This window comes from Rhizobacter terrae, assembly GCF_003852895.1.
GTDB classification, from domain to species: domain Bacteria; phylum Pseudomonadota; class Gammaproteobacteria; order Burkholderiales; family Burkholderiaceae_C; genus Albitalea; species Albitalea terrae.
In genome coordinates this window covers 137,357-161,149 of sequence record NZ_QUSW01000001.1, presented here as the reverse complement: position 1 = coordinate 161,149, position 23,793 = coordinate 137,357, and the positions used below count along the sequence as shown (strand labels likewise).

General features: G+C 68.1%; 23 protein-coding genes and 1 tRNA gene. 13 read left to right on the top strand and 11 right to left on the bottom strand.

Annotated features, from left to right (window positions below; translation table 11 throughout):
• Positions 1-120: 120 nt before the first annotated feature.
• The 10 genes from DZC73_RS00710 to DZC73_RS00665 all read left to right on the top strand — a co-directional run bounded on the left by DZC73_RS00710 (position 121) and on the right by DZC73_RS00665 (position 9,433).
• On the top strand, positions 121-2,202 hold the full coding sequence (locus DZC73_RS00710; protein ID WP_124538284.1) for a sigma-54-dependent Fis family transcriptional regulator: 2,082 nt from the start codon (positions 121-123) through the stop codon (positions 2,200-2,202).
• Positions 2,203-2,466: 264 nt separating this feature from the next.
• Positions 2,467-2,541, top strand: a complete 75-nt coding sequence (pqqA, locus tag DZC73_RS30645; protein WP_124539448.1) for a pyrroloquinoline quinone precursor peptide PqqA — start codon at positions 2,467-2,469, stop codon at positions 2,539-2,541.
• Between the two features lie 54 nt (positions 2,542-2,595).
• On the top strand, positions 2,596-3,528 hold the full coding sequence (gene pqqB / locus DZC73_RS00700) for a pyrroloquinoline quinone biosynthesis protein PqqB (protein ID WP_124538283.1): 933 nt from the start codon (positions 2,596-2,598) through the stop codon (positions 3,526-3,528).
• A 2-nt stretch (positions 3,529-3,530) separates the two neighbouring features.
• A complete protein-coding gene (gene pqqC, locus DZC73_RS00695) occupies positions 3,531-4,286 on the top strand; it encodes a pyrroloquinoline-quinone synthase PqqC (protein WP_124539447.1) in 756 nt (251 codons plus the stop codon).
• Positions 4,283-4,549, top strand: a complete 267-nt coding sequence (gene pqqD / locus DZC73_RS00690; RefSeq protein WP_124538282.1) for a pyrroloquinoline quinone biosynthesis peptide chaperone PqqD — start codon at positions 4,283-4,285, stop codon at positions 4,547-4,549. Before pqqC ends, pqqD begins: the two co-directional genes overlap by 4 nt.
• Positions 4,533-5,723, top strand: coding sequence for a pyrroloquinoline quinone biosynthesis protein PqqE (pqqE, locus tag DZC73_RS00685; protein WP_235834940.1), 1,191 nt, complete (start codon positions 4,533-4,535; stop codon positions 5,721-5,723). The genes pqqD and pqqE overlap by 17 nt, the downstream gene beginning before the upstream one ends.
• Positions 5,717-6,430, top strand: a complete 714-nt coding sequence (locus DZC73_RS00680; RefSeq protein WP_124538280.1) for an ATP-binding cassette domain-containing protein — start codon at positions 5,717-5,719, stop codon at positions 6,428-6,430. Before pqqE ends, DZC73_RS00680 begins: the two co-directional genes overlap by 7 nt.
• 21 nt (positions 6,431-6,451) lie before the next feature.
• Positions 6,452-7,426, top strand: a complete 975-nt coding sequence (locus DZC73_RS00675) for a PQQ-dependent catabolism-associated beta-propeller protein (protein WP_124538279.1) — start codon at positions 6,452-6,454, stop codon at positions 7,424-7,426.
• Complete coding sequence (locus DZC73_RS00670; protein WP_124538278.1) at positions 7,419-8,579, top strand: ABC transporter substrate-binding protein; 1,161 nt, start codon at positions 7,419-7,421, stop codon at positions 8,577-8,579. The genes DZC73_RS00675 and DZC73_RS00670 overlap by 8 nt, the downstream gene beginning before the upstream one ends.
• Before the next feature lie 68 nt (positions 8,580-8,647).
• Positions 8,648-9,433 carry an ABC transporter permease gene (locus DZC73_RS00665; protein ID WP_124539446.1) on the top strand — a complete coding sequence of 262 codons (786 nt, stop codon included), beginning with the start codon at positions 8,648-8,650 and terminating at the stop codon, positions 9,431-9,433.
• Positions 9,434-9,446: 13 nt separating this feature from the next.
• Here the strand turns inward: DZC73_RS00665 and DZC73_RS00660 are convergent, their stop codons facing one another.
• The 6 genes from DZC73_RS00660 to DZC73_RS00635 form a co-directional block, all read right to left on the bottom strand.
• Positions 9,447-10,079, bottom strand: a complete 633-nt coding sequence (locus DZC73_RS00660) for a hypothetical protein (protein ID WP_124538277.1) — start codon at positions 10,077-10,079, stop codon at positions 9,447-9,449.
• Positions 10,080-10,156: 77 nt separating this feature from the next.
• Entirely contained in the window at positions 10,157-11,956 is a 1,800-nt protein-coding gene (locus tag DZC73_RS00655; protein ID WP_124538276.1) for a PQQ-dependent methanol/ethanol family dehydrogenase, read from the bottom strand.
• A gap of 199 nt (positions 11,957-12,155) precedes the next feature.
• Positions 12,156-12,731 (bottom strand): HD domain-containing protein, encoded by a 576-nt coding sequence (locus tag DZC73_RS00650; protein WP_124538275.1) that lies wholly within the window; start codon positions 12,729-12,731, stop codon positions 12,156-12,158.
• 87 nt (positions 12,732-12,818) lie between these two features.
• Positions 12,819-13,556 (bottom strand): hypothetical protein, encoded by a 738-nt coding sequence (locus DZC73_RS00645; protein WP_124538274.1) that lies wholly within the window; start codon positions 13,554-13,556, stop codon positions 12,819-12,821.
• Positions 13,557-13,601: 45 nt separating this feature from the next.
• Entirely contained in the window at positions 13,602-15,908 is a 2,307-nt protein-coding gene (locus DZC73_RS00640; protein ID WP_124538273.1) for a hypothetical protein, read from the bottom strand.
• A gap of 23 nt (positions 15,909-15,931) precedes the next feature.
• A complete protein-coding gene (locus tag DZC73_RS00635; RefSeq protein WP_124538272.1) occupies positions 15,932-16,120 on the bottom strand; it encodes a hypothetical protein in 189 nt (62 codons plus the stop codon).
• A gap of 299 nt (positions 16,121-16,419) precedes the next feature.
• Between DZC73_RS00635 and DZC73_RS00630 the strand changes: the two genes are divergently transcribed.
• Positions 16,420-17,244, top strand: a complete 825-nt coding sequence (locus DZC73_RS00630; RefSeq protein ID WP_124538271.1) for an undecaprenyl-diphosphate phosphatase — start codon at positions 16,420-16,422, stop codon at positions 17,242-17,244.
• Positions 17,245-17,250: 6 nt separating this feature from the next.
• Here DZC73_RS00630 and trmB read toward each other — a convergent pair whose 3' ends face one another.
• On the bottom strand, positions 17,251-17,949 hold the full coding sequence (gene trmB / locus DZC73_RS00625) for a tRNA (guanosine(46)-N7)-methyltransferase TrmB (RefSeq protein WP_124538270.1): 699 nt from the start codon (positions 17,947-17,949) through the stop codon (positions 17,251-17,253).
• 48 nt (positions 17,950-17,997) lie between these two features.
• On the opposite strand from trmB, the gene DZC73_RS00620 reads away from it, so the two are divergent.
• Positions 17,998-18,071: transfer RNA gene (locus tag DZC73_RS00620), tRNA-Gly, on the top strand.
• A gap of 68 nt (positions 18,072-18,139) precedes the next feature.
• The gene (locus DZC73_RS00615; RefSeq protein ID WP_124538269.1) at positions 18,140-19,054 is read left to right on the top strand and encodes a GGDEF domain-containing protein; all 915 of its coding nucleotides are present in this window, start codon (positions 18,140-18,142) and stop codon (positions 19,052-19,054) included.
• Positions 19,055-19,072: 18 nt separating this feature from the next.
• Here the strand turns inward: DZC73_RS00615 and DZC73_RS00610 are convergent, their stop codons facing one another.
• The 4 genes from DZC73_RS00610 to DZC73_RS00595 all read right to left on the bottom strand — a co-directional run bounded on the left by DZC73_RS00610 (position 19,073) and on the right by DZC73_RS00595 (position 23,754).
• Positions 19,073-20,551 carry an NAD-dependent succinate-semialdehyde dehydrogenase gene (locus tag DZC73_RS00610; protein ID WP_124538268.1) on the bottom strand — a complete coding sequence of 493 codons (1,479 nt, stop codon included), beginning with the start codon at positions 20,549-20,551 and terminating at the stop codon, positions 19,073-19,075.
• Positions 20,552-20,648: 97 nt separating this feature from the next.
• Positions 20,649-21,479 (bottom strand): ABC transporter permease, encoded by an 831-nt coding sequence (locus DZC73_RS00605; protein ID WP_407924079.1) that lies wholly within the window; start codon positions 21,477-21,479, stop codon positions 20,649-20,651.
• Between the two features lie 5 nt (positions 21,480-21,484).
• Entirely contained in the window at positions 21,485-22,726 is a 1,242-nt protein-coding gene (locus DZC73_RS00600) for an ABC transporter permease (RefSeq protein WP_235834939.1), read from the bottom strand.
• Positions 22,723-23,754: an ABC transporter substrate-binding protein gene (locus DZC73_RS00595; protein WP_124538266.1), complete on the bottom strand. Its 1,032-nt coding sequence runs from the start codon at positions 23,752-23,754 to the stop codon at positions 22,723-22,725. The genes DZC73_RS00600 and DZC73_RS00595 overlap by 4 nt, the downstream gene beginning before the upstream one ends.
• Between the last annotated feature and the right edge of the window lie 39 nt (positions 23,755-23,793).

The following is a 23,793-nucleotide window of genomic DNA, read 5'->3' as shown; positions in this document are numbered from 1 at the left end:
GCGCCAGTTGATCGGTGCTTTCGAGAACACCCCTGGCACTGTCACAGCTTTGCGCATAGCATGGGTTTCAAGGACGGCGAGTCTCGCCATGACCGTCCTGCACAGTGGACCGGAGACAGCATGACGGCCTCTCATCACGCACCGCAATCGCGGGCCTTGCGCCCGACCGAGCCCGGCATGCTGCCTGCGCCTTGCGACCCGGCGCATGTCGAATCCATCATCCGCTCGCATGAACGCTGCGCAGCATTGGGCCTCACCCGCGTTGACCGCGGCGACCACACGCCGCTCATCCGCACCGACCTCAACCTCGCACGCGAGCGCGCCCTGCGCCTGCACCTGCATGCCGCGCCGGTCATGGAGCTGTTGCTGGAGCAGACCATGGCCACGCAGAGCATGGTGCTGCTGACCGACACGCACGGCACGGTGCTGCACACGGTGGGGCATGACGGCTTCCTGCAGCGCGCGTCCAAGGTCGCGCTGGCACCGGGCGCGAACTGGTCGGAAGCGAGCAAGGGCACCAACGCCATCGGCACCACGCTCATGAACGAGGCGCCCACCGTCGTGCACGGCGAAGAGCATTTCATGCAGGCCAACGGCTTCCTCACCTGTTCGGCCGCGCCCATCTTCGATCCGCGCGGCAACATCCTCGGCGTGCTTGACGTGACGGGCGACCACCGCTCGTACCACATGCACACCATGGGCCTGGTGAAGATGTCGGCCCGCATGATCGAGAACCACTGGCTGGCCGACGACTTCCACCATGCGCTGCGCCTGCACTTCCACTCGCGGCCGGAGTTCATCGGCACGCTGATGGAAGGCATCGTGGCGGTGGGACGCGATGGCCGCTTCCTCGGCGCCAACCGCAGCGCGCTGGACCAGCTGGGCATGAGCTGCTCCGCGCTGCGCATGAACACGCTGGGCGTGCTGTTCGGCACCACGCTGGGTGCGGTGGTGGACCACTTCCGCTCGCCCATGGCCACGCCCATGCCTTTGCAGCTCACCGACGGCCGCCGCCTGCACATGCGCGCGGTGTTCAACTGGCCGACCTGGCATGCAGTGGGCAGCCTGAACGTGGTCGACAACGACGCGCCCACTGCGGCGAACGTGCCTCAGCCTGCCTCCACCGGCAGCTTCTTCGGCGCGGCCTCCGGCGCACGCCCGGCCACGGCGAGCGACGCGGCCACGGCGAGCGCATCGCTGTCGGGCCTGCGCTACCTGCAGACCGGCGACGCGCAGATGGAAGCCGTCATTGCCAAGGTCCGGCGCGTGCTCAACCGCGACATCTCGGTGCTGGTATTGGGCGAGACCGGCACGGGCAAGGAGCTGCTGGCGCGCGCCATCCATCAAGACTCCAACCGTTCGCGGCATCCGTTCGTGGCGGTGAACTGCGCCTCGATTCCCGAGAGCCTCATCGAGTCCGAACTGTTCGGCTATGAAGAGGGCGCCTTCACCGGTGCGCGCCGCAAGGGCGGCGTGGGCAAGATCGTGCAGGCGCACGGCGGCACGCTGTTCCTCGACGAGATCGGCGACATGCCCTTGCCCCTGCAGGCGCGGCTGCTGCGCGTGCTGCAGGAGCGGCAGGTCACGCCGCTGGGCTCATCGAAGTCGGTGCCGGTGGACGTGGCGGTGGTCAGTGCCACGCACCGCAACCTGCGCGACATGATCAGCGCGCAGACCTTCCGCGAAGACCTGTACTACCGCCTCAACGGCCTGGTGGTGCGCGTGCCGGCACTGCGTGAGCGCAGCGACCTCATGGTCATCGTCCACAAGATCCTGCGGGCCGAGGCCAACGGCCTGCCGCCGGAACTCACTGGTGATGTGATCAACCTGCTGCAGGACTGTCACTGGCCCGGCAACATCCGCCAGCTCGCCAACGTCCTGCGCACGGCGACGGTGATGGCCGCGGGCGAGGCCTTCATCACCCGCGAGCACCTCTCGGACGACTTCCTCGAAGACGTGCTGCGGCAGCGCGGCGAGCGCGTCGCTGTGCCGTCGGTGCCGCAGGTGCAGGCCGCTGACGAGGCGGCGCCCGTTGCAGCAGAGGCATCGCCTCCCGCGACGACGCTGGAGGCGATGGAGATCGAGACCATCCGCCGCGCCGTGGACGAAGCCGGCGGCAACATCTCGGTGGCGTCCAAGCGACTGGGCATCAGCCGCAACACCATCTACCGCAAGCTGCGCTGGCGCCAGGGCATTGCATGAGCGCTGTCCCGCGTGATGCGGGACATGCTCCAGCCCGAGACAGTCCAACGGATCAACCGGCAATCCACGCTCCCGCGTGGACCGCTGTGTGGGAAAGCCTTGCCTGCGCGAGTCCGTGAATCGAGGGGTTTCCACGAGAAAGAACGAGGGAACACGGCCTTGGCCGGCATCGGCACATGACTTGCTGAAACAGGGCATCGCCAGGTGGCGGCGCCCCCGCCGAAGCCTGTCGGTATTCCCCTCAACTCAATCGTGGAGAGAGCAATGAACTGGACCAAACCGAGCTACCAGGACTTCCGCTTCGGCTTCGAGATCACGCTGTACATCTCGGCGCGCTGAAGGCATGAAGGCCGTGCCTGGCGTTGGCGCCGCGGCACGGCCTGCCCGCACACCATGAAGATCATCGTTCTCGGATCAGGCGCCGGCGGCGGCTTCCCCCAGTGGAACTGCGACTGCGCGCAGTGTGGCGGCCTTCGGCGAGGCAGCCTGCGCGGCAGTACGCGCACGCAGAGTTCCATCGCGGTTTCCGGCAACGGACGCGACTGGGTGCTGTTCAACGCCTCGCCCGACCTCGGCCATCAACTGCGGCAGACGCCGGCGCTGCATCCGCGCCCGCACGATGGCGCACGGCGGCACAGCCCCATCCGGGCGGTGGTGCTGATGGACGCGCAGATCGACCACGTCACCGGCCTGCTCAGCCTGCGCGAAGGGCCGCCGCTGTCGTTGTACTGCACGCCCAGCGTGTTCGAGGACCTGACGACGGGGCTGCCCATCCTGCCGGTGCTGGAGCACTACTGCGGCGTGCATTGGCATGTGGTGCCGGTGGCGGGCGAGTCCGGCGAAGCGATGTTCGAGATTCCCGACTGCCCCACGCTGCGCTTTCGTGCGGTGGCGATCAACGGCAAGGCGCCGCCCTATTCACCGGCGCGGCGCGACCCGGTGGTGGGCTCCAACATCGCTGTGCTGGTGGAGGACGCGGCCACCGGCGAGCGGCTGTTCTACGCCCCCGGCCTGGCGGAGGTGGGTGATGCCGAACGCGAGTGGATGTCCGGCGCGAGCTGCGTGCTCGTGGACGGCACCTTCTGGCGCGAAGACGAGATGCCCGCAGCCGGCCTCGGCGCCAAGCTCGCGGCCGAGATGGGCCACCTGCCGCAAAGCGGCGACGGCGGAATGATCGCCGCGCTGCGCGAGGTGCAGGCGCAGCGCAAGGTGCTCATCCACATCAACAACAGCAACCCCATCCTCGATGAAGACAGCGCGCAGCGGCATGAGCTCGCGCGGCACGGCATCGAGGTGGCGCACGACGGCATGGAGATCGAACTGTGAACCTGACCATCGACACCTCGAGCGAGGCGGACACGCTCGCACCCTGGTCCCGCGAGGAATTCGACGCGAAGCTGCGGGCGAAGGAGTCGCGCTACCACATCCACCATCCGTTCAACCTGCGCTTGAATGCGGGCGAGCTCCAGCCCTTCCAGGTGCGCGGCTGGGTGGCCAACCGCTTCTACTACCAGGCCTGCATTCCGGTGAAGGATGCGGCCATCCTCTCCAACTGCCCGGACCGCGAGGTGCGGCGCGAGTGGATCGCGCGCATCCTCGACCACGATGGCCGGGGCTCCCACGAAGGTGCCGAGGCGGGGGGCATCGAAGCCTGGCTCAAGCTGGGGCAAGCCTGCGGGTTGCGCGTGCAGGACCTGTGGTCGCACAAGCACGTGGCGCCCGGTGTGCGCTTTGCCTGCAACGCCTACGTGAACTTCGCGCGCGAGGCGCCCTGGCAAGAGGCAGCCATCTCCTCGCTCACCGAGCTCTTCGCGCCGCGTATCCATGCGGACCGGCTGGCCGGCTGGCCCAGCCACTATCCGTGGATCGACGCGCAGGGGCTGGGTTACTTCCGCCAGCGCATCCCACTGGCCACGCGCGACGTGGACCACGGCCTGCGCATCGCGCACGAGTGGTGCAGCACGCGGCGCCGCCAGATGCGGGCGCTGGAGATCCTGCAGTTCAAGCTGGACGTGCTGTGGGCGATGCTCGATGCGATCGAGCGGGCGTATCCGGACGACCTGCCAGAGCAGGAACGGCCATGAGCGTCGTCACCGACTTCCACCCGGCCTTGTCGCCCATGTTCCGCCTGCAGTTCGAGCCGGCGCAGGAGGCCTGGGTGCTGCTGTACCCCGAGGGCATGGTCCGGCTCAGCGACACGGCCGCGGTGGTGCTGCGACGCTGCGACGGATCGGCCAGCGTGGGGCAGATCATCGAGGCCTTGCAGCGCGAGTTTCCCGGCGCCGAGCTCGAAGACGACGTGCGCGGCTTCATCGCCGATGCGCGGCAGCATGGCTGGGTCGCCTGACATGGCTGCGCCGCGTCCGGGGCCGCCGCTGTGGCTGCTGGCTGAACTCACCTACCGCTGCCCGCTGCATTGCGTGTTCTGCTCCAACCCGGTGGACTACGCGCGCCACGATGCCGAGCTGGACACCGGCCAGTGGCTGGACGTGCTGGCGCAGGCGCGGGCGATGGGTGCGGTGCAACTGGGCCTGTCCGGTGGCGAGCCGCTGCTGCGCGACGACCTGGAGGTCATCGTCGAGCATGCGCACCGCCTGGGCTTCTACGTCAACCTCATCACCTCGGGCATCGGGCTGACCGAGGCGCGCGCCAAGGCGCTCAAGCAGGCCGGGCTGGACCACGTGCAGCTCTCGTTCCAGGATTCGACGCGCGAGCTCAACGACTTCCTCTCGTGCACACGGACCTTCGAGCTGAAGTCGCGTGTCGCATCCATCATCAAGGCGCAAGGCTTTCCGATGGTGCTCAACTGCGTGATGCACCGGCACAACCTGCCGCACGTGGGCCGCATCATCGAGATGGCCGAGGCCATGGATGCGCAGTACCTGGAGCTGGCCAACACGCAGTACTACGGCTGGGCCTGGGTCAACCGTGAAGCGCTGATGCCCACCGCCCACGAGCTGATTCAGGCCGAGGAGGAGGTGAACCGGCACCGCGCGCGGCTGGACGGCCGCATGAAGATCCTGTGGGTGTCTCCCGACGTGGTGGAGGCCAGGCCCAAGGCCTGCATGAACGGCTGGGGCGCGGTGTTCATGCTGGTGGCGCCCGATGGCGTGGCCTTGCCCTGCCACAGCGCACGCATGCTGCCGGGGCTGGATGCGCCCTCCGTGAGGGACTTCAGCCTGCGCGAGATCTGGCATGACAGCCGCGCCTTCAACGCCTACCGCGGCGATGCATGGATGAGTGACACCTGCCGCTCCTGCGATGACAAGGGGCATGACTTCGGCGGCTGCCGCTGCCAGGCCTACCTCTTCACCGGCTCGGCCGCGGCCACCGATCCGGCATGCCGCAAGAGCCCGCACCGCGGTGCGGTCGATGCCATGCTGGAGCGGGCGCCGCAGGCCCGGGCGGCCTCGGAGCAACCGCTGCGCTTCGTGCCCAACGCGGCGCGCCAGGCCGGGCTGGTGTACCGCGGCGATGCGAACTCGCTGGCGCTGTCGAGCGAGCCGGAGGCCGCATGCTGAGCGTGCGTGGACTCGTCAAGCGCTATGGTGCGCGGACGGCGCTGGACGGCATCGACCTGGACATCCCTCGCGGCCGCTTCGTGGCACTGCTGGGGCCCAACGGCGCGGGCAAGTCCACGCTGTTCCAGGTGCTCACGGGGCTTTTCGCCTCCGACGCGGGCGAGGTGCAGGTCGATGGCATCGACCTGCGGCGTCATGCTGCACGCGCCCTCGCGCGCATCGGCGTGGTGTTCCAGCAGCCCTCGCTGGACCTGGACCTGAGCCTGGCACGCAACCTTCAACTTCATGCGGACCTGCACGGCCTGCGCTCGCGCCCCGCGCGGCAGCGCATGGCCGAGGGCTGCGAGCGCTTCGGCCTGGCAGACCGCATGCACCGGCCGGTGCGTGAACTGTCCGGCGGGCAGCGCCGCAAGGTCGAGCTCATCCGTGCCGGCCTGCATGAGCCTGGCTTGCTGCTGATGGACGAGGCGACGGCCGGGCTGGATCCGCAGTCGCGCCGCGACCTGCTGGCCGAAATGAACGGCAGCGTGACGCGGCGCGGTGCGTCGGTGCTGTGGGCCACGCACCTGGTGGACGAAGCCGAGGCGGCCGACCGGGTGATGGTGCTGCACCGCGGCCGCGTGCTGGCCGATGGCGCGCCTGCGGAAGTGGCGCAGCGCCTGGGCGGCGGATCGCTGGAGCAGGCCTTCCTGCGCGCCACGGCCTGATCAAACAAGCGGGGGACTTCCATGCGCATCGCCATCGCCCGATGGACACTCTTCATCCTTGCGTCGTGCAATGCCACCGCGCAGGCTGCCACCGGCCTAGTCTACGTCTCCAGCGAGAAGGACCATGCGATCGCCATCATCGACCCGCAGTCGCTTGCCGTGGTGGGCAGCATTCCCACCTGCAAGCGGCCTCGCCACATCCAGCGCCTGCCCGACCGCGCGCGGCTCCTGGTGGCATGCAGCGACTCGAACCGGGCGGACATCGTGGACCTGGCCACGCGCAAGTCGGTCGGCCAGGTGCCGCTGGGTGACGATCCGGAACTCTTCGACCTTTCCGCCGACGGCCGCACCGTCTACGTCTCCAGCGAGGAGGCCGGCGCGCTGCTGATGATCGACACGGCCAGCGGCAAGTTGTTGCGCAGCGTGGAGCTGGGCCAGGAACCCGAAGGCGTGAAGCTGTCTCGCGATGGGCGGACGGTGTTCGTGACCTCGGAAGTGGCCAACCTCGTGCACGTGGTGGATGCGGCCAGCGGGCGCATCGTGAAGAACATTCCCGTGGGCCGGCGGCCGCGCCGCTTTGCACTGAGCGCGGACGGCGGCGAGCTGTGGGTGACCAACGAGATGGGCAGCAGCGTGAGCATCATCTCCACGCGCGATCTCGCGGTGGCGGCGACCATCGACTTCCGCATCGCAGGCATGCGCCCCGATGACATCACGCCCGTCGGCCTGGCCATGTCGCCCGACGGCAGGACGGCCTACGTGGCGCTGGGCCGCGCGAATCACCTGGCGGTCGTCGACGTGGCCAGCCGCCAGGTCACGCGCACCGTGCTCGTGGGCAAGCGGGCATGGGGCGTGGGCCTGAACCGCGACGGCTCGCGGGTGTACGTGGCCAACGGACTGTCGGACGACCTGACGGTGATCGATGCCGTGCAGGGCCGAGCGCTGAAGACGATTCCGGTGGGCCGGGTGCCGCACACGGTGATGGTCGATGATTGATCGGATCGCTCGTTCGTGGCTGTGCATCGCGGGCCTGCTGCTCGCCGGCGCGGTACAGGCTGGTACCTTGACGCTGGGTGTGGTGGAGCGCGCCAACGATCCTCGCCTCGCGCCGGAGCATCTCGCGTCCGGCTACCTGGGCCACCCTGGCGGCCCCATCCGCGATGGTGTCGAGGTCGCGCTCAAGGAATCGAAGTTCTCGCTGGATGCGGCGGGCCTCGGATGGAAGCTCGCTGTCGAGACGCCGTCCAACGTTGCTGAAGCGCGAGAGGCGGCCAAGCGGTTGCAGAAGGCCGGTGCGCAGGCGCTCGTCGCCGACCTTCCTGCCGATGAGTTGCTGGCGCTCGCGCAAGCCACGCAGCTCCCGGTCTTCAACGTCGGCGAGGCGGCCGATGCCCTGCGGCAGCAGCACTGCGGGCCCAACATGTTCCACGTGCTGCCCAGCGAGCGCATGCGCGCCGACGCGATGGCCCAGTTCCTCGCATCGCGCCGCTGGATGCGCATCCTGCTGCTGCACGGACCCAGCGGTGATGACAAGGCGAGGCTGGCCGTGGTCCAGTCGTCGGCGCAACGCCATGGGCTCAAGCTGGCTGCGGTCCGCCCCTTCGAACTCTCCACCGATCCGCGCAAGCGCCAGGCCGGCAATGCCTTGCTGCTGACCTCCGGTGTGGACTACGACGTGGTGTGGGTGGTCGACAGCGACGGCGAGTTCGCGAGATCGCTGCCCTACCGCGCGTCGCTGCCCCGGCCGGTGGTGGGGGATGCCGGCCTCGTCGCACTGGCCTGGGCACCGTACTTCGAGCGCTACGGCGCGCCGCAGCTGGCCCACCGCTTCGAGCGTGCAGCGCACCGGCCGATGCTCGACAACGACTGGGCCGCATGGATGGCCGCGAAGACGGTGGTGCAGGCGGCGTTGTCCAGGCCGCAGTCCGCACTCTCGGTGGATGCCTTGAATGCCGAGGCGCTGGATGGGTTCAAGGGCGTGCGGGTGTCCTACCGGGCGTGGGACCGGCAACTTCGGCAGCCGCTGTTGCTCACCGATGGGCAAGGCGTGATTGCCATGGCGCCGGCGGAGGGCGTGATGCATCCCGCCAACGTGCTGGACACCCTGGGTGCTGATGCGGCGGAGGGGCTGTGCAAGACACCTCATTGAAATCCGCGGTCGATGCGCGATCGCTGCATGGCGATCGGCATCCGCCTGCCGTGCATGCGCTCCTGGCGATGAAGGCCGTGGTCGCGCGCGAGCTGCTGAAGTTCGCCCGCCAATGGACGCGGCTCGTCTCCGCGCTGGTGCGTCCGCTGCTGTGGCTGGTGGTGTTCAGCACCGGATTCCGCAACGTGTTCGGCGTGGCCATCGTCGAGCCGTACGACACCTACGTTCCCTATGACGTCTACATCGCGCCGGGCCTGGTGGGCATGGTGCTGTTGTTCAACGGCATGCAGTCCTCGCTGTCCATGGTGGTGGACCGCGAGCTGGGGGTGATGCGCCTGCTGCTCACCGCGCCGCTGCCCCGGGCGTGGCTGCTGCTGGCCAAGCTGGTGGCCACGGCGGTGCTGTCGCTGGCGCAGGCGCTGGTCTTCGTGGCGGTGGCCGTGGCGATCGGCACCGATCTTCCGTGGTGGGGCCCGCATGTGCCCATGGCCCTGCTCGCCATGGCTTGCACGGCGCTGATGCTCGGCGCGCTGGGATTGATGCTGTCGGTGAGCATCCGCCAGCTGGAGAACTTTGCCGGGGCGATGAACTTCGTCATCTTCCCGATGTACTTCCTGTCCACCGCGCTCTATCCGTTGTGGAAGTTCCAGGAGGCTGATGCGCGGTGGCTGCTGGTGGCGGCGCAGTTCAATCCGTTCACGCATGCCGTCGAGTGGATCCGATTTGCGGCCCATGGCAAGGATCCGGGGATGGCACCGTGGGTGGTCTTGGGCTGCACGCTGGTGTTCTTCGCGGTGGCTTGCGTGGGCTACGACCCGCAGCGCGGCCTGGCGCCGAAGCGGCAAGGGGCATGAGGTGCCGGCGGGATCAGAAGGACAAGTCCATCAGCGACCATCCCAGCGTGAGCAGGGTGCTGCTGCCGTCTTCGCCGCCGCGGCGTCCCACGGTGATGTCGATGGCGTGCTTGTCCCGGCGCAGCCACCAGCGCATGCCCGCATGAGCCAGGTGTTCGCGACGCTGCACGGCCGCCACCTCCGCGAGCAGATCGACGCTGCGTGACACCCGCTGCTGCGTGGCGACGGCCAGCCAGGGCCTGCTGCCGTCGCCGCTGATGTTTTCCACGCCGATGTTGACGTGCACCCACCCCTGTGCAACACGTGCAGACACCGGCACGGCCAGCGTCCACGCGCGTTGCCACATGCGCTGGTCCGCGCCCGACTGCCGCTGCGCACTGCAGGTGGCCGACAGTCCCAGGCCGATGCCGGCACGGTCGGGGTCGATCAAGCCATGCTGGATCTCGAGCTCGATGCCCCGCTCGCGCCGGGGTTCATCGCCGCCCACCCGTTCCGATGACAGGCCGAGCTGCCACGACCACGCCGGCGTGTGGTGGTACTCCAGCTCGAAATCCAGCGCGCGGGACGCACCCGCGCGCTGCCAGCTCAGCGAGGTCTCGAACACGCGCTCGTCATCGCTTTCCTGGATTGCGGTGGCGCTGAGCAAGAAGGGCCGCTCGGCGGCCCTGCAGGTCAAAGCGATCAGGCAGCACGCGGCAAGTGCCGCGTGCTGGAAGAAGGCTCTCACCGAGAGGCCTTCACCGCCGCGCCACCCATCGTCGCGGTCTTCGCCGCATGGGCCGCCGACCCCGGCAGCTTGAACACCCACACCATGCCGCCTTGCTCCAGGTAGTTCACCTTCTTGGCGACGTCTCCGCCCCACAGCGGCACCGCACCGCCCCAACCCGACACGACGGACACGTACTGCTCGCCGTCCTGCTCCCAGGTGACGGGCGGTGCCACCACGCCGGAGCCGGTCTGGTACTGCCACACCACCTTGCCGGTGCGCGCATCCGCGGCCTTCAGGTAGCCCTCGGGCGTGCCCCAGAACACGAGGTTGCCGGCGGTGGTGAGCACGCCGCCCCACAGTGGCGCGCCGTTCTTCACTTCCCACACGATCCTTCCGCTCTTCGGGTCCACGGCGCGCAAGGCACCGATGTAGTCCTCGTTGATCGTCTTGATGGTGAAGCCCGCGCCCAGGTAGGCCGCGCCCTTCTTGTAGGCAATGGGCTCGTTCCAGATCTCCATCGCCCACTCGTTGGCCGGCACGTAGAAGAGCTTCGTGTCGGGGCTGTAGGCCATGGGCATCTGGTTCTTGCCGCCGAGGAAGGACGGCGCGGAAACCACGGACTTGCCCTTGCCGGCATCGCCCGCCGCCGTGGGATCGCCGGGGCGGTTGTCGTCGATGAAGTTGGGGCGGCCCGTCTTCAGGTCGATGCCCGAGGCCCAGGTGATCTTCTTCACGAAGGGAAAGGCGTTCTTCAGCTGTCCCGTGGTCGCATCGAGCACGTAGAAGAAGCCGTTGCGGTCGGCCTTGCCGCCCAGGCGCTGGCCGCCAGCGTCGAAGGTCACGAATTCGTTCACGCCGTCGAAGTCCCAGCCGTCGTTGGGCGTGCCCTGGTAGTGCCACTTGATCTGCCCCGTCTTCACGTCGATGGCGACGGTGGAGCAGGAGTAGAGGTTGTCACCCTTGCGCAGGTGGCTGTTCCACGGCGCGGGGTTGCCGGTGCCGAAGTAGGCCAGGCCCGTCTTCGGGTCGTAGGTGCCGCCCAGCCAGGTGGCTGCGCCGCCGGTCTTCCACAGGTCGCCCGGCCAGGTCTTGCCGGGCGTGCCCGACACGCCGTTCTCGTGCTTGTTGCCGTCCTTGTCGAAGGTGTAGCCCATGTGGCCTTCGACGGTGGGGCGCACCCAGACGAGCTGCCCGGTCTTCGGGTCGCGCGCCTCGACGCGGCCCACCACGCCGAACTCGCCGCCCGAGACGCCGGTCAGCAGCAGGCCGTTGGCGATGATGGGTGCGGCGGTGCTCGAATAGCCCGCGGCGTAGTCGTCGATCCTCTCCTTCCACTCCACTTCGCCGGTGTCCTGGTTCAGGGCCACGATCTGTGCGTCGAGCGTGCTGAAGATGACGAGGTTGTCGTAGAGGGCCGCGCCGCGGTTGACCACATCGCAGCAGGGCATGATGCCGTCGGGCAGCCGGTGCTCGTACTTCCACAGCTTCTTTCCGGTGGCCGCGTCGAGCGCGAAGATGCGCGAGTACGAGGCGGTGACGAACATCTTGCCGTTGTGGATCAGCGGCTGCGATTCCTGGCCGCGCTGCTTCTCGCCGCCGAACGAGAAGGCCCACACCGGCGTGAGCTTGCCGGCGTTGGCTGCATTGACCTGCTTGAGCGGCGAGTAGCGCTGCCCCTGGGTGCCCAGGCCCCAGCTCAGCACGTCGCGGCCGGTCTTGGGGTCGTTCTGGATCATCTGGTCGGTGACGACCGCGTGTGCTGCCATCGAGGCGCCAGCCAGGGCCATGACGATGGGAATGAGCGGGTGCCGCATGGGTGTGTCTCCTGTGAATGAAGGCGTGCTGCGTCGTCAGTGACGCTGCTGCGTTTGCGCAAGCGGCGTGCCACTGGTGCAAAGCCCCTTCAACAAGGAGAAGCGAAGAGATCGGCTGCGGGTAATCCCGCCGCATCACGCCATCACGCGTGCCGGTTCGTGGCGAACTGACACAGTGGCGATGGCGCGATGGAACAGCTCAGGCGGTGACGCTCTTGTAGATGCTCTGCTTGGGCTGCGCGAACAGGCGTCGGAGCATCGGCATGAAGTGCTCGATGGGCAGGGTCTCGGCCTTCGCGTCGAAGGCCGGGTTGTCGTAGAGCGCGCAGAACTCGGCCGTGCGCTCGTGGCAGGGATGCTCGCGGAACGCGTCGCGCATGTCGCGGTCCAGGCCGATGTGGTGGAAGAAGTAGTGGCCCTGGAAGATGCCGTGGTGCTGCACCATCCAGTGGTTGTCCTCGCTCACGAAGGGCTTGAGGATGGCCGCGGCGATGTCCGGGTGGTTGAAGCTGCCTAGCGTGTCGCCGATGTCGTGCAGCAGCGCGCACACCACGTACTCCTCGTCGCGGCCGTCGCGCAGTGCACGTGTCGCGGTCTGCAGGCTGTGGGTGTAGCGGTCCACCGGGAAGCCGCCGTAGTCGCCTTCCAGCAGCTTCAGGTGCGCGACCACGCGCTCGGGCAGCCCTTTCGCGAAGTGCATGAACTCGCCGCCGATGAGCTGCCAGTCCTCGCGGGTGCTGTCCTGCATGCGGGTGAAGTGGGCGCGGTCGGTCACGGTGGTCTCCTGAGTCTGCCCCGCACTGTAGGAGCGCGTGTCAAGGCTTGACTGTCAAGCCTTTGACAAACCGAGGGAAGTCCCTGATCAGAGCCAGCGTGCTTCGTAGCGCCCGCCGACGACGGCGATGGACAGGCCTTGCGTGCCGGGCTCCATGCCACGCCAGGCATGCAGCAGGCCGATGAGCAGGCTCTCGCGCGGGGCGAGGGCGGCGGCCAGGGGCTCGCTGTCGCAGGCGAGCCTTGCATCGGGCACGGCTGCGAGGGTGCAGGCCCCTTGTGCCGTGGCCTCAGGTGCCTGCCAGCTGCCGAGCTCGCGCTGCAAGGTCTCGGCCAGCTGGGCACGTGCGGCCATCATCTGGGCCTGCATCTGCAGGAGGTGGATGGGGGGCGCAGGCGGCGGTGCCGGCCGGGAGTCGCGCGGCGTGGCCGGGGGCCCGAACGCGATGCGAGCAGGCGCGAAGGCGATGCCCTGGATCGCAGGTGCTTCGGCCTGTGCCACCACGGCGGGTGCGGCCGGTGCGATCGTCTTCTTCGTGGCGGGCCGTGCCTTGGGCGGCATCGTCCGGACCGCGGGAGTTCGCGCGACCGTTTCGACCGCAGGCCGGCTCTGGCTTGCGGAGACGAGCCGCATCGACATCGACCGGGCCCGCGGCCTGGCGGGCTCAGGCGCCGGCTTCCACGCGAATGCCACGAACGCTGCATGCGCCGCGACGATGAGCACCACGATCAGGGCAGGAACGCGATGGCCGGACAGGGGCGACACCACCCCCGCCCGGCCTTCGGCCGTGCTGCCAGACTTCCATGAGCCGGCACGGAGCCGCATGGACGGCGCCCCTTCCTCGTTATTCCTCGTGGTGCCCTCGGTCGCTCAGTACTTCACCTCGCCGTCGATCACGCGCGGCGAGTCCGTCACCGTGGGCTTGTCGCCGATGTAGATGGGCGAGGCCGGATCGGACGGGTTCTTCAGCCCCGTGGCATCGGGCAGCGTGCTGCCCGTCGGCAGGGTCAGGCCGGCGGCGCTGCACACCGACACGTCCTTGCGGGCGAAGCGGATCTCGCGGTCCAGCCACTTGGCGAGGTAGGCGCTGCTGCCGCGGGTCAGGCGGCCCAGCGTCTCGTCGAAGGGAATGACGAAGGCCGGCACATAGCGCGACTCGGGCGTGTCGCAGCTCACATGCTGGTTGGTCATGCGCGACACGCACTCGCCGGGGATGCCCCACAGGTCGCCGAAGCCGCCGTACTGCAGCATGATGTTCTTGCCCGCGTACTGGCCGTACTTCGTGCTGTCGGACGGCACGTCCCAGCCCACCTGCAGCGGCGCATCGAAGTTGACGATGGCGCCGGTGGAGTCCTTCACGGCGGCGAACTGGTTCCACTGGTTGGGGCCGGTTTCCCACTGGTAGAACACATCCAGCTCGTCGATCTTGTACTCGCACAGATGGGCGGCGTCACCGCTGCACTGCGCGCTGGCCAGGTTGGTGAACAGCCGGCCGGTGCGCACGCCCCACTGGTACTGCGGGCGGCTGGCGAGGGCATTGGCATCGGTGAAGGTCACCGCGGCGTTGGTGCCGTCACGCATCACGGCATTGCTGCCGTCCATGGTGTAGGTCACCTGCGCGCCGGCGGCCTGCGGCATCCATTGGTTGTAGGTGGAGTCCACGAAGGGCGAGTTGGCCGTCGAGCCGCTGCCGAAGTAGGCGGACAGCGTGCCGGCCGTCGGGCAGTCGCGCAGGCAGTACAGCGTGGCCGGCATCTGCGACGGGTAGACCAGGTCCTGCACGCGGTACAGCACGTTGATCTGCGTGGCGTCGATGACGTCGCCCAGGCCGGCCAGCGGAATGAAGAGCTCGCCGCCCAGCGATTGCGAGAAGCCGCGCACGCCGCCTTGCGGCACGAAGAAGCTGGCGGCCACGGTCTTCTCGCTGTCCAGGTCGCGCGTGTTGCAGCCGCGGTCGCCGCAGTCCATGATGCCGGTGACCTTGAAGGTCCTGGAGGTGTTGTCCCAGTACATCTCGTACTGGTGGTTGTTCTCCGCGCCGGTGAAGAAGTGGCTCGCGTCGTTCACCCACGCGTTGAACTTGATCTTGTCGGCCGAGGCCAGCGTGCGGCTCTGGCGGGTGTACTTCATCAGGCGGCCATCGGCCTTGACGAGCGTGTAGGGCGTCTTGGTCGGCGGGCCGTCATTCGTGTATTGCACGCGCTGCACGGTCGCGCCGTTGGCCAGCACGCCGGACGCTTCCGGCGGCACCCACAGGCCGTAGTAGCCGATCTGGCCGTGCAAGGTCTTGCCGTCGCTGCCGCTGAACTCGATGGAGAAGCCCGACATCAGGCTCACGCGGCTGCCGTCCGCGGCGTCGTACAGGCCATAGCGCCACACCGACATGCCCGTGCCGGCGTCATCGGCCAGGCGGCTGAAGCATTCATCCGAGGCGCCGTCGGAACGGCGGAAGAGGTTCGCGTTGTAGGCGAAGGAGTAGCTCACGCTGTCCGTGCCGTGCGTCATGTGCAGGGCGCCGGCACCGGTGTCGGCACCGCCGGTGGTCATGCGCAGGGCGGTGACGCTGAGCATGGGGCCGTGGTCGCCGCCGCCGTCCATGCCGGTCTCGTAGTAGCTGATGCCGCCGGCGCTGCCGTCGAGGAAGCCGTTCATCATGCAGGGGCCGGTCGCGCCCTTGCCGCAGTAGTCGATGCGGAACACGCCGTAGGGATTGGAGGCGGACGGCGCCTCGGTGGCGAGCGTGTTGAGGAAGATGGTGACCGGCTGGTCCTTCTCGCTCATGTCCACCCAGGTCTTCACGCGCATCGGGTCGCTGTTGGACGTGCGGGTGGAGTTGACGACGGCGCTGAGGTAGGACGGCGCGTTGCTGCTGGAACTGTCGGAGCCCGAGCGGCTGGAGTCAGAACGCGCGTTGGGGTCGCACTTGTTCTTGTCGACCAGGGCGATGTAGTTGCCCTTGTTCACCAGCGCGTCGGGGCGCATGTTGGTGGTGAAGCAGGTGATCATGTTCACCTGCGAGATGCCTTCGGAGGTGGCGTCCTCGACGTGGGTGTTCTGCGCGTCGGTCTTGTAGGGCGAGCTTGCGCCGGGTGCGGCGAAGGCGTTGAACGCAGCGAAAGGCAGGGCGGCGGCGATGTGAAGTGCCAGGGCCTGGCGCTTGAAGGATGAGCGGCTCATGCGTGTCTCCTCGGCTTGCGCGTTCAGTTGGCGTTCTTGGCGGTGACCACCGACACGCTGGCCGGCATGGTGACGCCGTCGACACTTTGTGCCGTCGGGCCGGGAGGCGCAGCGGCGGGTGTGGAGGTCGAACCGCCGCCGCAGGCAGCCAGGCTGAGGGTGAGGGACACAAGGGCTGCCGCGCGTGCGGTGCCGAGGGGGAGTCGATCCATTGAGGACCTCCGTGTGCGTTGTCGACCTTGAAAGACTGAAAGCAATGCGGGCGGCACGGGCCAGACGACAGCCCACCGCGGGCACTGGTGAATCGGCCTGGGGCTGGAGGTCTTGAGGGGGCTCGGTGGCCGGACGTGACGTGCTGCTCGGCCGGCGACGGCCCAGCCGACGAACGGTTTGCAATTCGTCACCAGACGGTTGGCGGGGATGGCGCCGCACGATCGTGCGTGCCTCAGCCGAGTGTCAGGGTTGACCCGGTATCATCCCGCGACTTTTTTCCACGCGAGGGAGCTTCGTTTTGGACATCATGCTGCTGGTGAAGGCCGCGATCATGGGCATCGTCGAGGGCCTGACGGAGTTCTTGCCGATCTCCTCCACCGGACACCTCATCCTCGCAGGCTCGCTCCTGAACTTCACGGGTGAAGCGGCGAAGGTCTTCGACATCGCGATCCAGTCGGGTGCCATCTTCGCGGTCGTGCTCGTGTACTGGCAGCGCGTGCGTGACACCATCACCGGCCTCGGCTCGGACGCGAAAGCCCGCAAGTTCACGCTCAACGTGCTCATCGGCTTCCTGCCGGCCGCCGTCGCCGGCGTGCTGTTCAGCAAGGCCATCAAGGCCCACCTCTTCACGCCGCAGGTCGTGGCCACCACCTTCATCCTCGGTGCGTTCGTGATCCTCTGGGCCGAGCGCCGCACCGCCCGCGCCGTGCGGGTAGAGACGGTCGATGACATGACCCCGCTGGATGCACTGAAGGTGGGCGTGGTGCAGTGCCTGGCCCTCGTGCCGGGCACCAGCCGCTCAGGCTCCACCATCATCGGCGGCATGCTGTTCGGCCTGAGCCGCAAGGCGGCCACCGACTTCAGCTTCTTCCTCGCGATCCCCATCCTCATCGGCGCGGGCATCTACAGCCTCTACAAGGAACGCCACGCCCTGTCGGCCGCCGATGCGCCGATGTTCCTCGTGGGCCTGGTGTTCTCGTTCCTCAGCGCCTGGGTCTGCGTGCGCTGGCTGCTGCGCTACGTGGCGACGCACAACTTCGTGCCGTTCGCGTGGTATCGCATCGTCTTTGGCTTGATCGTGCTGGGCACTTGGTGGACGGGCGCCGTCACCTGGGCAGAATGAAACCCGCTATCGGCGGGTGAACACCAAGTCCCAGACGCTGTGGCCCAGCTTGAGGCCACGGTTCTCGAACTTGGTCAGCGGGCGGTAAGCCGGCTTGGGCGCGTAGCCCTCGGCCGTGTTCTGCAGCAGGGGCTCGGCTGAGAGCACCTCCAGCATCTGCTCGGCATACGGCTGCCAGTCGGTGGCGCAATGCAGGTAGCCCCCGCTGGCGATGCGCGAGCACAGCTTCTGGACGAACTCGGGCTGGATCAGCCGCCGCTTGTTGTGCTTCTTCTTGTGCCACGGGTCGGGGAAGAACACGTGCACCCCGGCCAGGGAGCCGGGCGCGACCATGTGCTCCAGCACCTCCACCGCGTCGTGCTGGACGATGCGGATGTTGGGGATCTGCTGCTCTCCGATCAGCTTGAGCAAGGCGCCCACGCCGGGCGTGTGCACCTCCACGCCGATGAAGTCGGTGCCGGGCATGGCCTGGGCGATGGTGGCCGTGGCCTGGCCCATGCCGAAGCCGATCTCCAGCACCACCGGGGCGCGGCGGCCGAAGGCGGCCTCGACATCCAGCGGCTGGGCGGCATAGGGCAGCACGAAGCGCGGCCCCAGTTCTTCGAGGGCGCGCACCTGGCCCGTGCCCATGCGGCCGGCGCGAACGACGAAGCTGCGGATGCTGCGTCGCTGGGGGAAGTCGGCGGAATTGTCTTGATCACTCATGAAGGGACGCGATTGTGCCCGAGGAGGCACGGTAAACTAGCGTTCACCGCGGGTGTAGTTCAATGGTAGAACGCCAGCTTCCCAAGCTTGATACGTGGGTTCGATTCCCATCACCCGCTCCACGATTCAATCGCCGCATCAAGAGGCATGAAGAAGCCGCCGCGGCGGCTTCTTCGTTGTTGGGGTCCGAATGAGCAACGCCGCACTGCGCGTTCTGCTGGTCACTGGAGAAGGCACGACGCTGCCGGCCTTGGCGAGCGCGTCGGCGTTCGGTCCCTTCGAGATCCACGCCAGCGACGACCTCGATGCGGCCATGGTCCGCCTGGGCTCGGAGCACTACGACGCCATCGTCGTGGCCGTGAAGACGGTGGATGCCCGCAAGCTGCTGCAATGGCCGGCACTGTCGCAGGCCACGTCCGAGCCGGCGCTCATCGTGCTCACCACCGACGAGCCCGGCGCCGAGCTCGCCACGCAGCTCGTGCGCAAGGGCGTGCAGGACGTGCTGCCTACCTCCATCGATGCCGTCGACGCCCTGCCGCGCGCCGTGCGCCTGGCCATCGAGCGCAAGGGCCAGGACAAGCTCACCCGCAAGGCCTACGCCACCGACCTGATGACGGGCCTGCCCAACCAGAGCCAGCTCGTCGAGCACGTCAACCAGCTCATCGCCTTGCGCGAGCGCGAGCCCGCGCCCATGGCGCTGCTGGTGATTCGCGTGGAAGGGCTGGCGAGCGCCGAGGCGAAGTTCGGTGCCGAGTCGGCCAACGTGCTGCGGCGCAAGATCGCCGTGCGCCTGCGCGTGGGCGTGCGGGCGAGCGACGTGGTGGCTTCCGTCGGACCCGATTCCTTCGCGGTGCTGCTGCCGCGCTTCCAGGACCCGCAGGACGCCGACCGCGTGGCCGCCAAGCTGGCGGCGGCCCTGCAGCCGCCCTTCGCCATGTCCGGCGGCGAGGCGGCGGTGTCGGTGGCGCATGGCATCGCGCACTACCCGGCTGATGGCAAGGATGCGATCACGCTGCTGCGCCGCGGCTCCGGCCTGGCCGCTTCGGCGCAGGCGGTCGGCGGCACAGGCTACGCGAACCGGCCGGGGACGGCGGCAAACGACTGAGCGTTCGCCGCGGGGCCATCACTTCTGGATGTCCCCCAGGCACAGGTACTTGACCTCCACGTAGTCCTCGATGCCGTGGTGCGAGCCTTCGCGCCCGAGGCCCGACTGCTTCACGCCGCCGAAGGGCACCTCCGCCGTGGAGATCAGCCCGGTGTTGATGCCCACCATGCCGTACTCCAGCGCCTCGCCCACGCGGAAGATGCGGCCCACGTCGCGGCTGTAGAAGTAGCTGGCCAGGCCGAACTCGGTGTCGTTGGCCAGCGCAATCGCTTCGTCCTCGGTCTTGAAGCGGAACACCGGCGCCACCGGGCCGAAGGTTTCCTCGCGGGCGCACAGCATCTCGCTGGTGGCATTCGCGAGCACGGTCGGTTCGTAGAAACGGGCGCCCGACTTGTGGCCCCCGGTCACGAGCTTCGCGCCCTTGGCCAGCGCATCGGCCACGTGCTGTTCCACCTTGGCCAGGGCGTTGTCGTCGATCAGCGGGCCTTGCGTCACGCCGTCGTCGAAGCCATTGCCCACCTTGATGCTCTTCGCGCGGGCCGCGAGCTTGGCCACGAAGGCGTCGTACACGCCGTCCTGCACGTACAACCGGTTGGCGCACACGCAGGTCTGGCCGGCATTGCGGTACTTGCTGACCAGCGCGCCCTCGACGGCGCTGTCGATGTCCGCATCGTCGAACACGATGAAGGGCGCATTGCCGCCCAGCTCCAGCGACAGCTTCTTGATGGTGGGCGCGCACTGCCGCATGAGGATGCGGCCCACCTCGGTGGACCCGGTGAACGACAGGTGGCGCACGAGGTCGCTCTCGCACAGCACCTTTCCCACCTCGATGGAGTTGTCACTGTCGGCGGTGATCACGTTGAGCACGCCGGCGGGCATGCCCGCGCGCTGCGCGAGCTCGGCCACGGCCAGCGCCGACAGCGGCGTCTGCTCGGCCGGCTTGATGACCACCGGGCAGCCGGCGGCCAGCGCCGGCGCCACCTTGCGCGTGATCATGGCGATCGGGAAGTTCCACGGCGTGATGGCCGCGCACACGCCCACCGGCTGCTTGATCACCAGGAAGCGCTTGTTGTTGTCCGTGCTCGGAATGGTCTCGCCGTAGACGCGCCGCGCTTCCTCGGCGAACCATTCGATGAAGCTCGCGCCGTAGGTCACCTCGCCACGCGCCTCGGCCAGCGGCTTGCCCTGCTCGGCGGTCATGATGCGCGCCAGGTCGTCGGCGTTGGCCATGAGCAGCTGGAACCACTTCATCAGGACCGCGCTGCGCTCCTTGGCCGGCTTGCTGCGCCACGCGCCCCAGGCCTTGTTGGCGCGCTCCAGCGCCGTGCGGGCGTGTGCCGCGTCGAGGTTGGCGACCTGCGCCAGCGTCAGCCCCGTGGCCGGGTCGTTCACGGCGAAGCGCCGGGCGCTGCCGGTCCATTCGCCGCCGATGAGCGAGTCCGTCTTCAGCAGGGTCGGGTCTTTCAGTGCGGCGAGGGGGGATGTCTTCGTGTCCATGGGCAATTCCTGCATTGGCGGGGCCAGGCCCCGGTGGTGTTCTTCGACTCTATCGCCCGCCGGACATTGCGGCAGGCCCAGGGTCTTGGCGCGCGGCTCAGCGGCGGCGTCCGCGCAGCCACTCCAGCGCGAGCAGCAGGCTCGTGGTGAAGAGGATCAGCAGCGTCGCCACCGCGGCGATGGTGGGCGTGATGTTCTCGCGGATGCCGGTGAACATCTGTCGCGGCAGTGTCACTTGCTCGGGCCCGGCCAGGAACAGGGTGACGACCACCTCGTCGAACGAGGTGGCGAAGGCAAACAGCGCGCCTGATATCACCCCAGGGGCGATGACCGGCAAGGTGATGCGAAAGAAGGTGGCCACCGGCCCGGCGCCCAGGCTCAGGCTGGCACGCACGAGGTTGTGGTTGAAGCCCTGCAGCGTGGCCAGGACCGTGGTCAGCACGAAGGGCGCGCCCAGCGCGGCGTGCACGATGATGAGCCCGGCATAGCTGTCGGCCAGGCCGATGGGCGCGAAGAACAGGTAGGTGCTCACCCCCACCACGACGATGGGCACGACCATGGGGGCGATCAGCAGGCTCATCAGCGCGCCCTTGAAGGCGAAGTTCGTGCGCGACAGGCCCACGGCCGCCATGGTGCCCAGCACCGTCGCCACCAGCGTGGCGGCCGGAGCGACGATGAAGCTGTTCTTCGCCGCGCGAATCCATTCCGCCGAGGTGAAGAGGTTCTCGTACCACTTGAGCGACCAGCCCGGGATCGGATAGACGAGGAAGGACGAATCGCTGAACGACAGCGGAATGATCACGAGGATGGGCAGCAGCAGGAACACCAGCACGCCCACGCAGGCAGCGCGCAGCGCCCACCAGCCGAGCTTGTCCAGCGGCGTGGCGTAGGCGGGAAACGTGGGCAGCAGGCGGATCAGTGAATTCATGGCCATCAACCCAGGCTCAGTTCGGACTTCACGACACGCCGGTACACCGCATACAGCACCAGCGTGGCCACGAGCAGCAGGGCGCCCAGCGCACTGGCCATGCCCCAGTTCACGTTGACGTTGGCGTACTGCGCCACGTAGTAGCTCAGCATCTGGTCGTCGGCGCCGCCCAGGAGGGCCGGCGTCACGTAGTAGCCGATGCTCAGGATGAACACCAGCAACGCGCCCGCGCCGATGCCGGGATAGGTCTGCGGCACGTAGACGCGAAAGAAGGCCGCCAGCGGCGAGCTGCCCAGCGACACCGCGGCGCGAAGGTAGGTCGGCGGCACGCTTTTCATCACGCTGTACAGCGGCAGGATCATGAAGGGCAGCAGGATGTGCACCATGGCGACGATGACACCGGTGCGGTTGAAGAGCAGGGCCAGCGGTTGCTCGATGAGTCCCGCCGACATGAGCGCGCGGTTCACCAGCCCGGCCGATTGCAGGAGCACGATCCACGCGGCGATGCGCACGAGGATGGACGTCCAGAAGGGCACGAGCACAAGGATCATCAGCACGTTGGCGCGGCGCGCGCTCAGCGTGCTCAGCCAATAGGCCAGCGGGTAGCCCAGCAACAGGCACCACAGCGTGACGACGGCGCTGATGCCGAAGGTGCGCATGAGGATGCGGCCGAACACGCGCTGGTCTTCGGGCATGCGCTCGACCTGGCCTTGCGCGTCGCGCCGGAGGTCCACCGAGGCCAGCAGGTAGCCGCCCGTCCAGCGCGACCCGTTTCGGGCGATGGCCTGCCAGTAGCGCACGTCGGTCCAGCGCTCGTCCAGCGCGACGAGGCGTGCCTTCACGTCGGCGGGTGTCGTCGCGCCTTCCAGCGGCAAGGCCTTGTACGTCCCCAGCACCAGCGAGCGGGCGCCGGCCACCTCCGAATTGAGCCGTCGCGCGAGGTTGGCGGCATCGGCCCGGTCGGGCAGGGCGCCGAGGTCGGCCGCCACCGCGGCGAAGGCCGCCGGTGGCGGCGTGTCCTGCCGGTTCCACGTCTGCAGGGCGCCCACGGTTCGCGGCAGTGCCTTGGCGACCTCCGGGTTCTCGACCGCCCGCATGAGCAGCGCGGCGATGGGCACCATGAAGGTCGCGAGCAGGAACACCAGCAGCGGCAGCGTCAGCGAGAACGCGCGCAGCTTGCGCCGCCGCTCCGCCCGCGTGAGCGAGCGTTGCAGGGCGCGCGGATCGGCGAGGACGGCGGTGGTCACTGCGCGGCCCAGGAGGCGAAGCGCTTCTCCAGTTCCTCGCCCTGGTCGGCCCAGAACTTGAGGTTGAACTGCAGCGCATCCTTGGCATTGGCCGGCGACGTGGGCAGGTTGCCCAGCGTCTTCGCATCCAGCTTGGCCAGGGCCTTGTTGTTGGTCGGGCCGTAGGCGATGTTCTTCGCGTACTCGGCCTGCGCATCGGCCGTGCTGGCGAAGGCGATGTACTTCATCGCCGCTTCCTTGTTGGGCGTGCCCTTGGGAATGACCCAGTAGTCGAGGTCATAGATGCCGCCGGTCCAGGTGATCTTCAGGTTCTTGCCTTCGCGGTTGGCGGCGTCGATGCGGCCGTTGAACGCTGTGCTCATCACCACGTCGCCGGCCACGAGGAACTGCGGCGGCTGCGCGCCGGCTTCCCACCACTGGATGTTCGGCTTGAGCTCGCCGAGCTTCTTGAACGCACGGTCGGCGCCTTCCTTGGTGGACAGCACCTTGTACACGTCGGCTGGCTTCACGCCATCGGCCATGAGCGCGAACTCGACGTTGTAGCGGGCGCCCTTGCGCATGGCGCGCTTGCCCGGAAACTTCTTCACGTCCCAGAAGTCGGCCCAGGTGGTGGGGGCGGACTTGAGCTTGTCGCCGTTGTAGGCCATGACGGTGGACCACACGAAGATGCCCACGCCGCACTCGGTTACCGCGGCAGGTACGAAGTCGCCCTTGGGGCCGATGCGGGCGTAGTCCAGCTTCTCGAACAGGCCTTCGTCGCAGCCCCGTGCCACATCGGGCGACTCGACCTCGACCACGTCCCAGGTCACCTTCTTGGTTTCCACCATGGCCTTGATCTTGGCCTGCTCGCCGTTGTATTCGACGGTCACGATCTTCGTTCCCGTCTTCTCGAAGGGCTCGTAGAAGGCCTTCTTCTGTGCGTTCGCGTTCGCCCCGCCGAAGTTGACGATGGTGATCTGCTGCTGCGCCAGGGAAGGCAATGCGGTGGCTGCGGCGAGAACTGCGACTGCCAAGATGCTCTTGTTCATGGTGAAGGCTCCTTTTTGGGAGGGATGGGAGTGATGGAA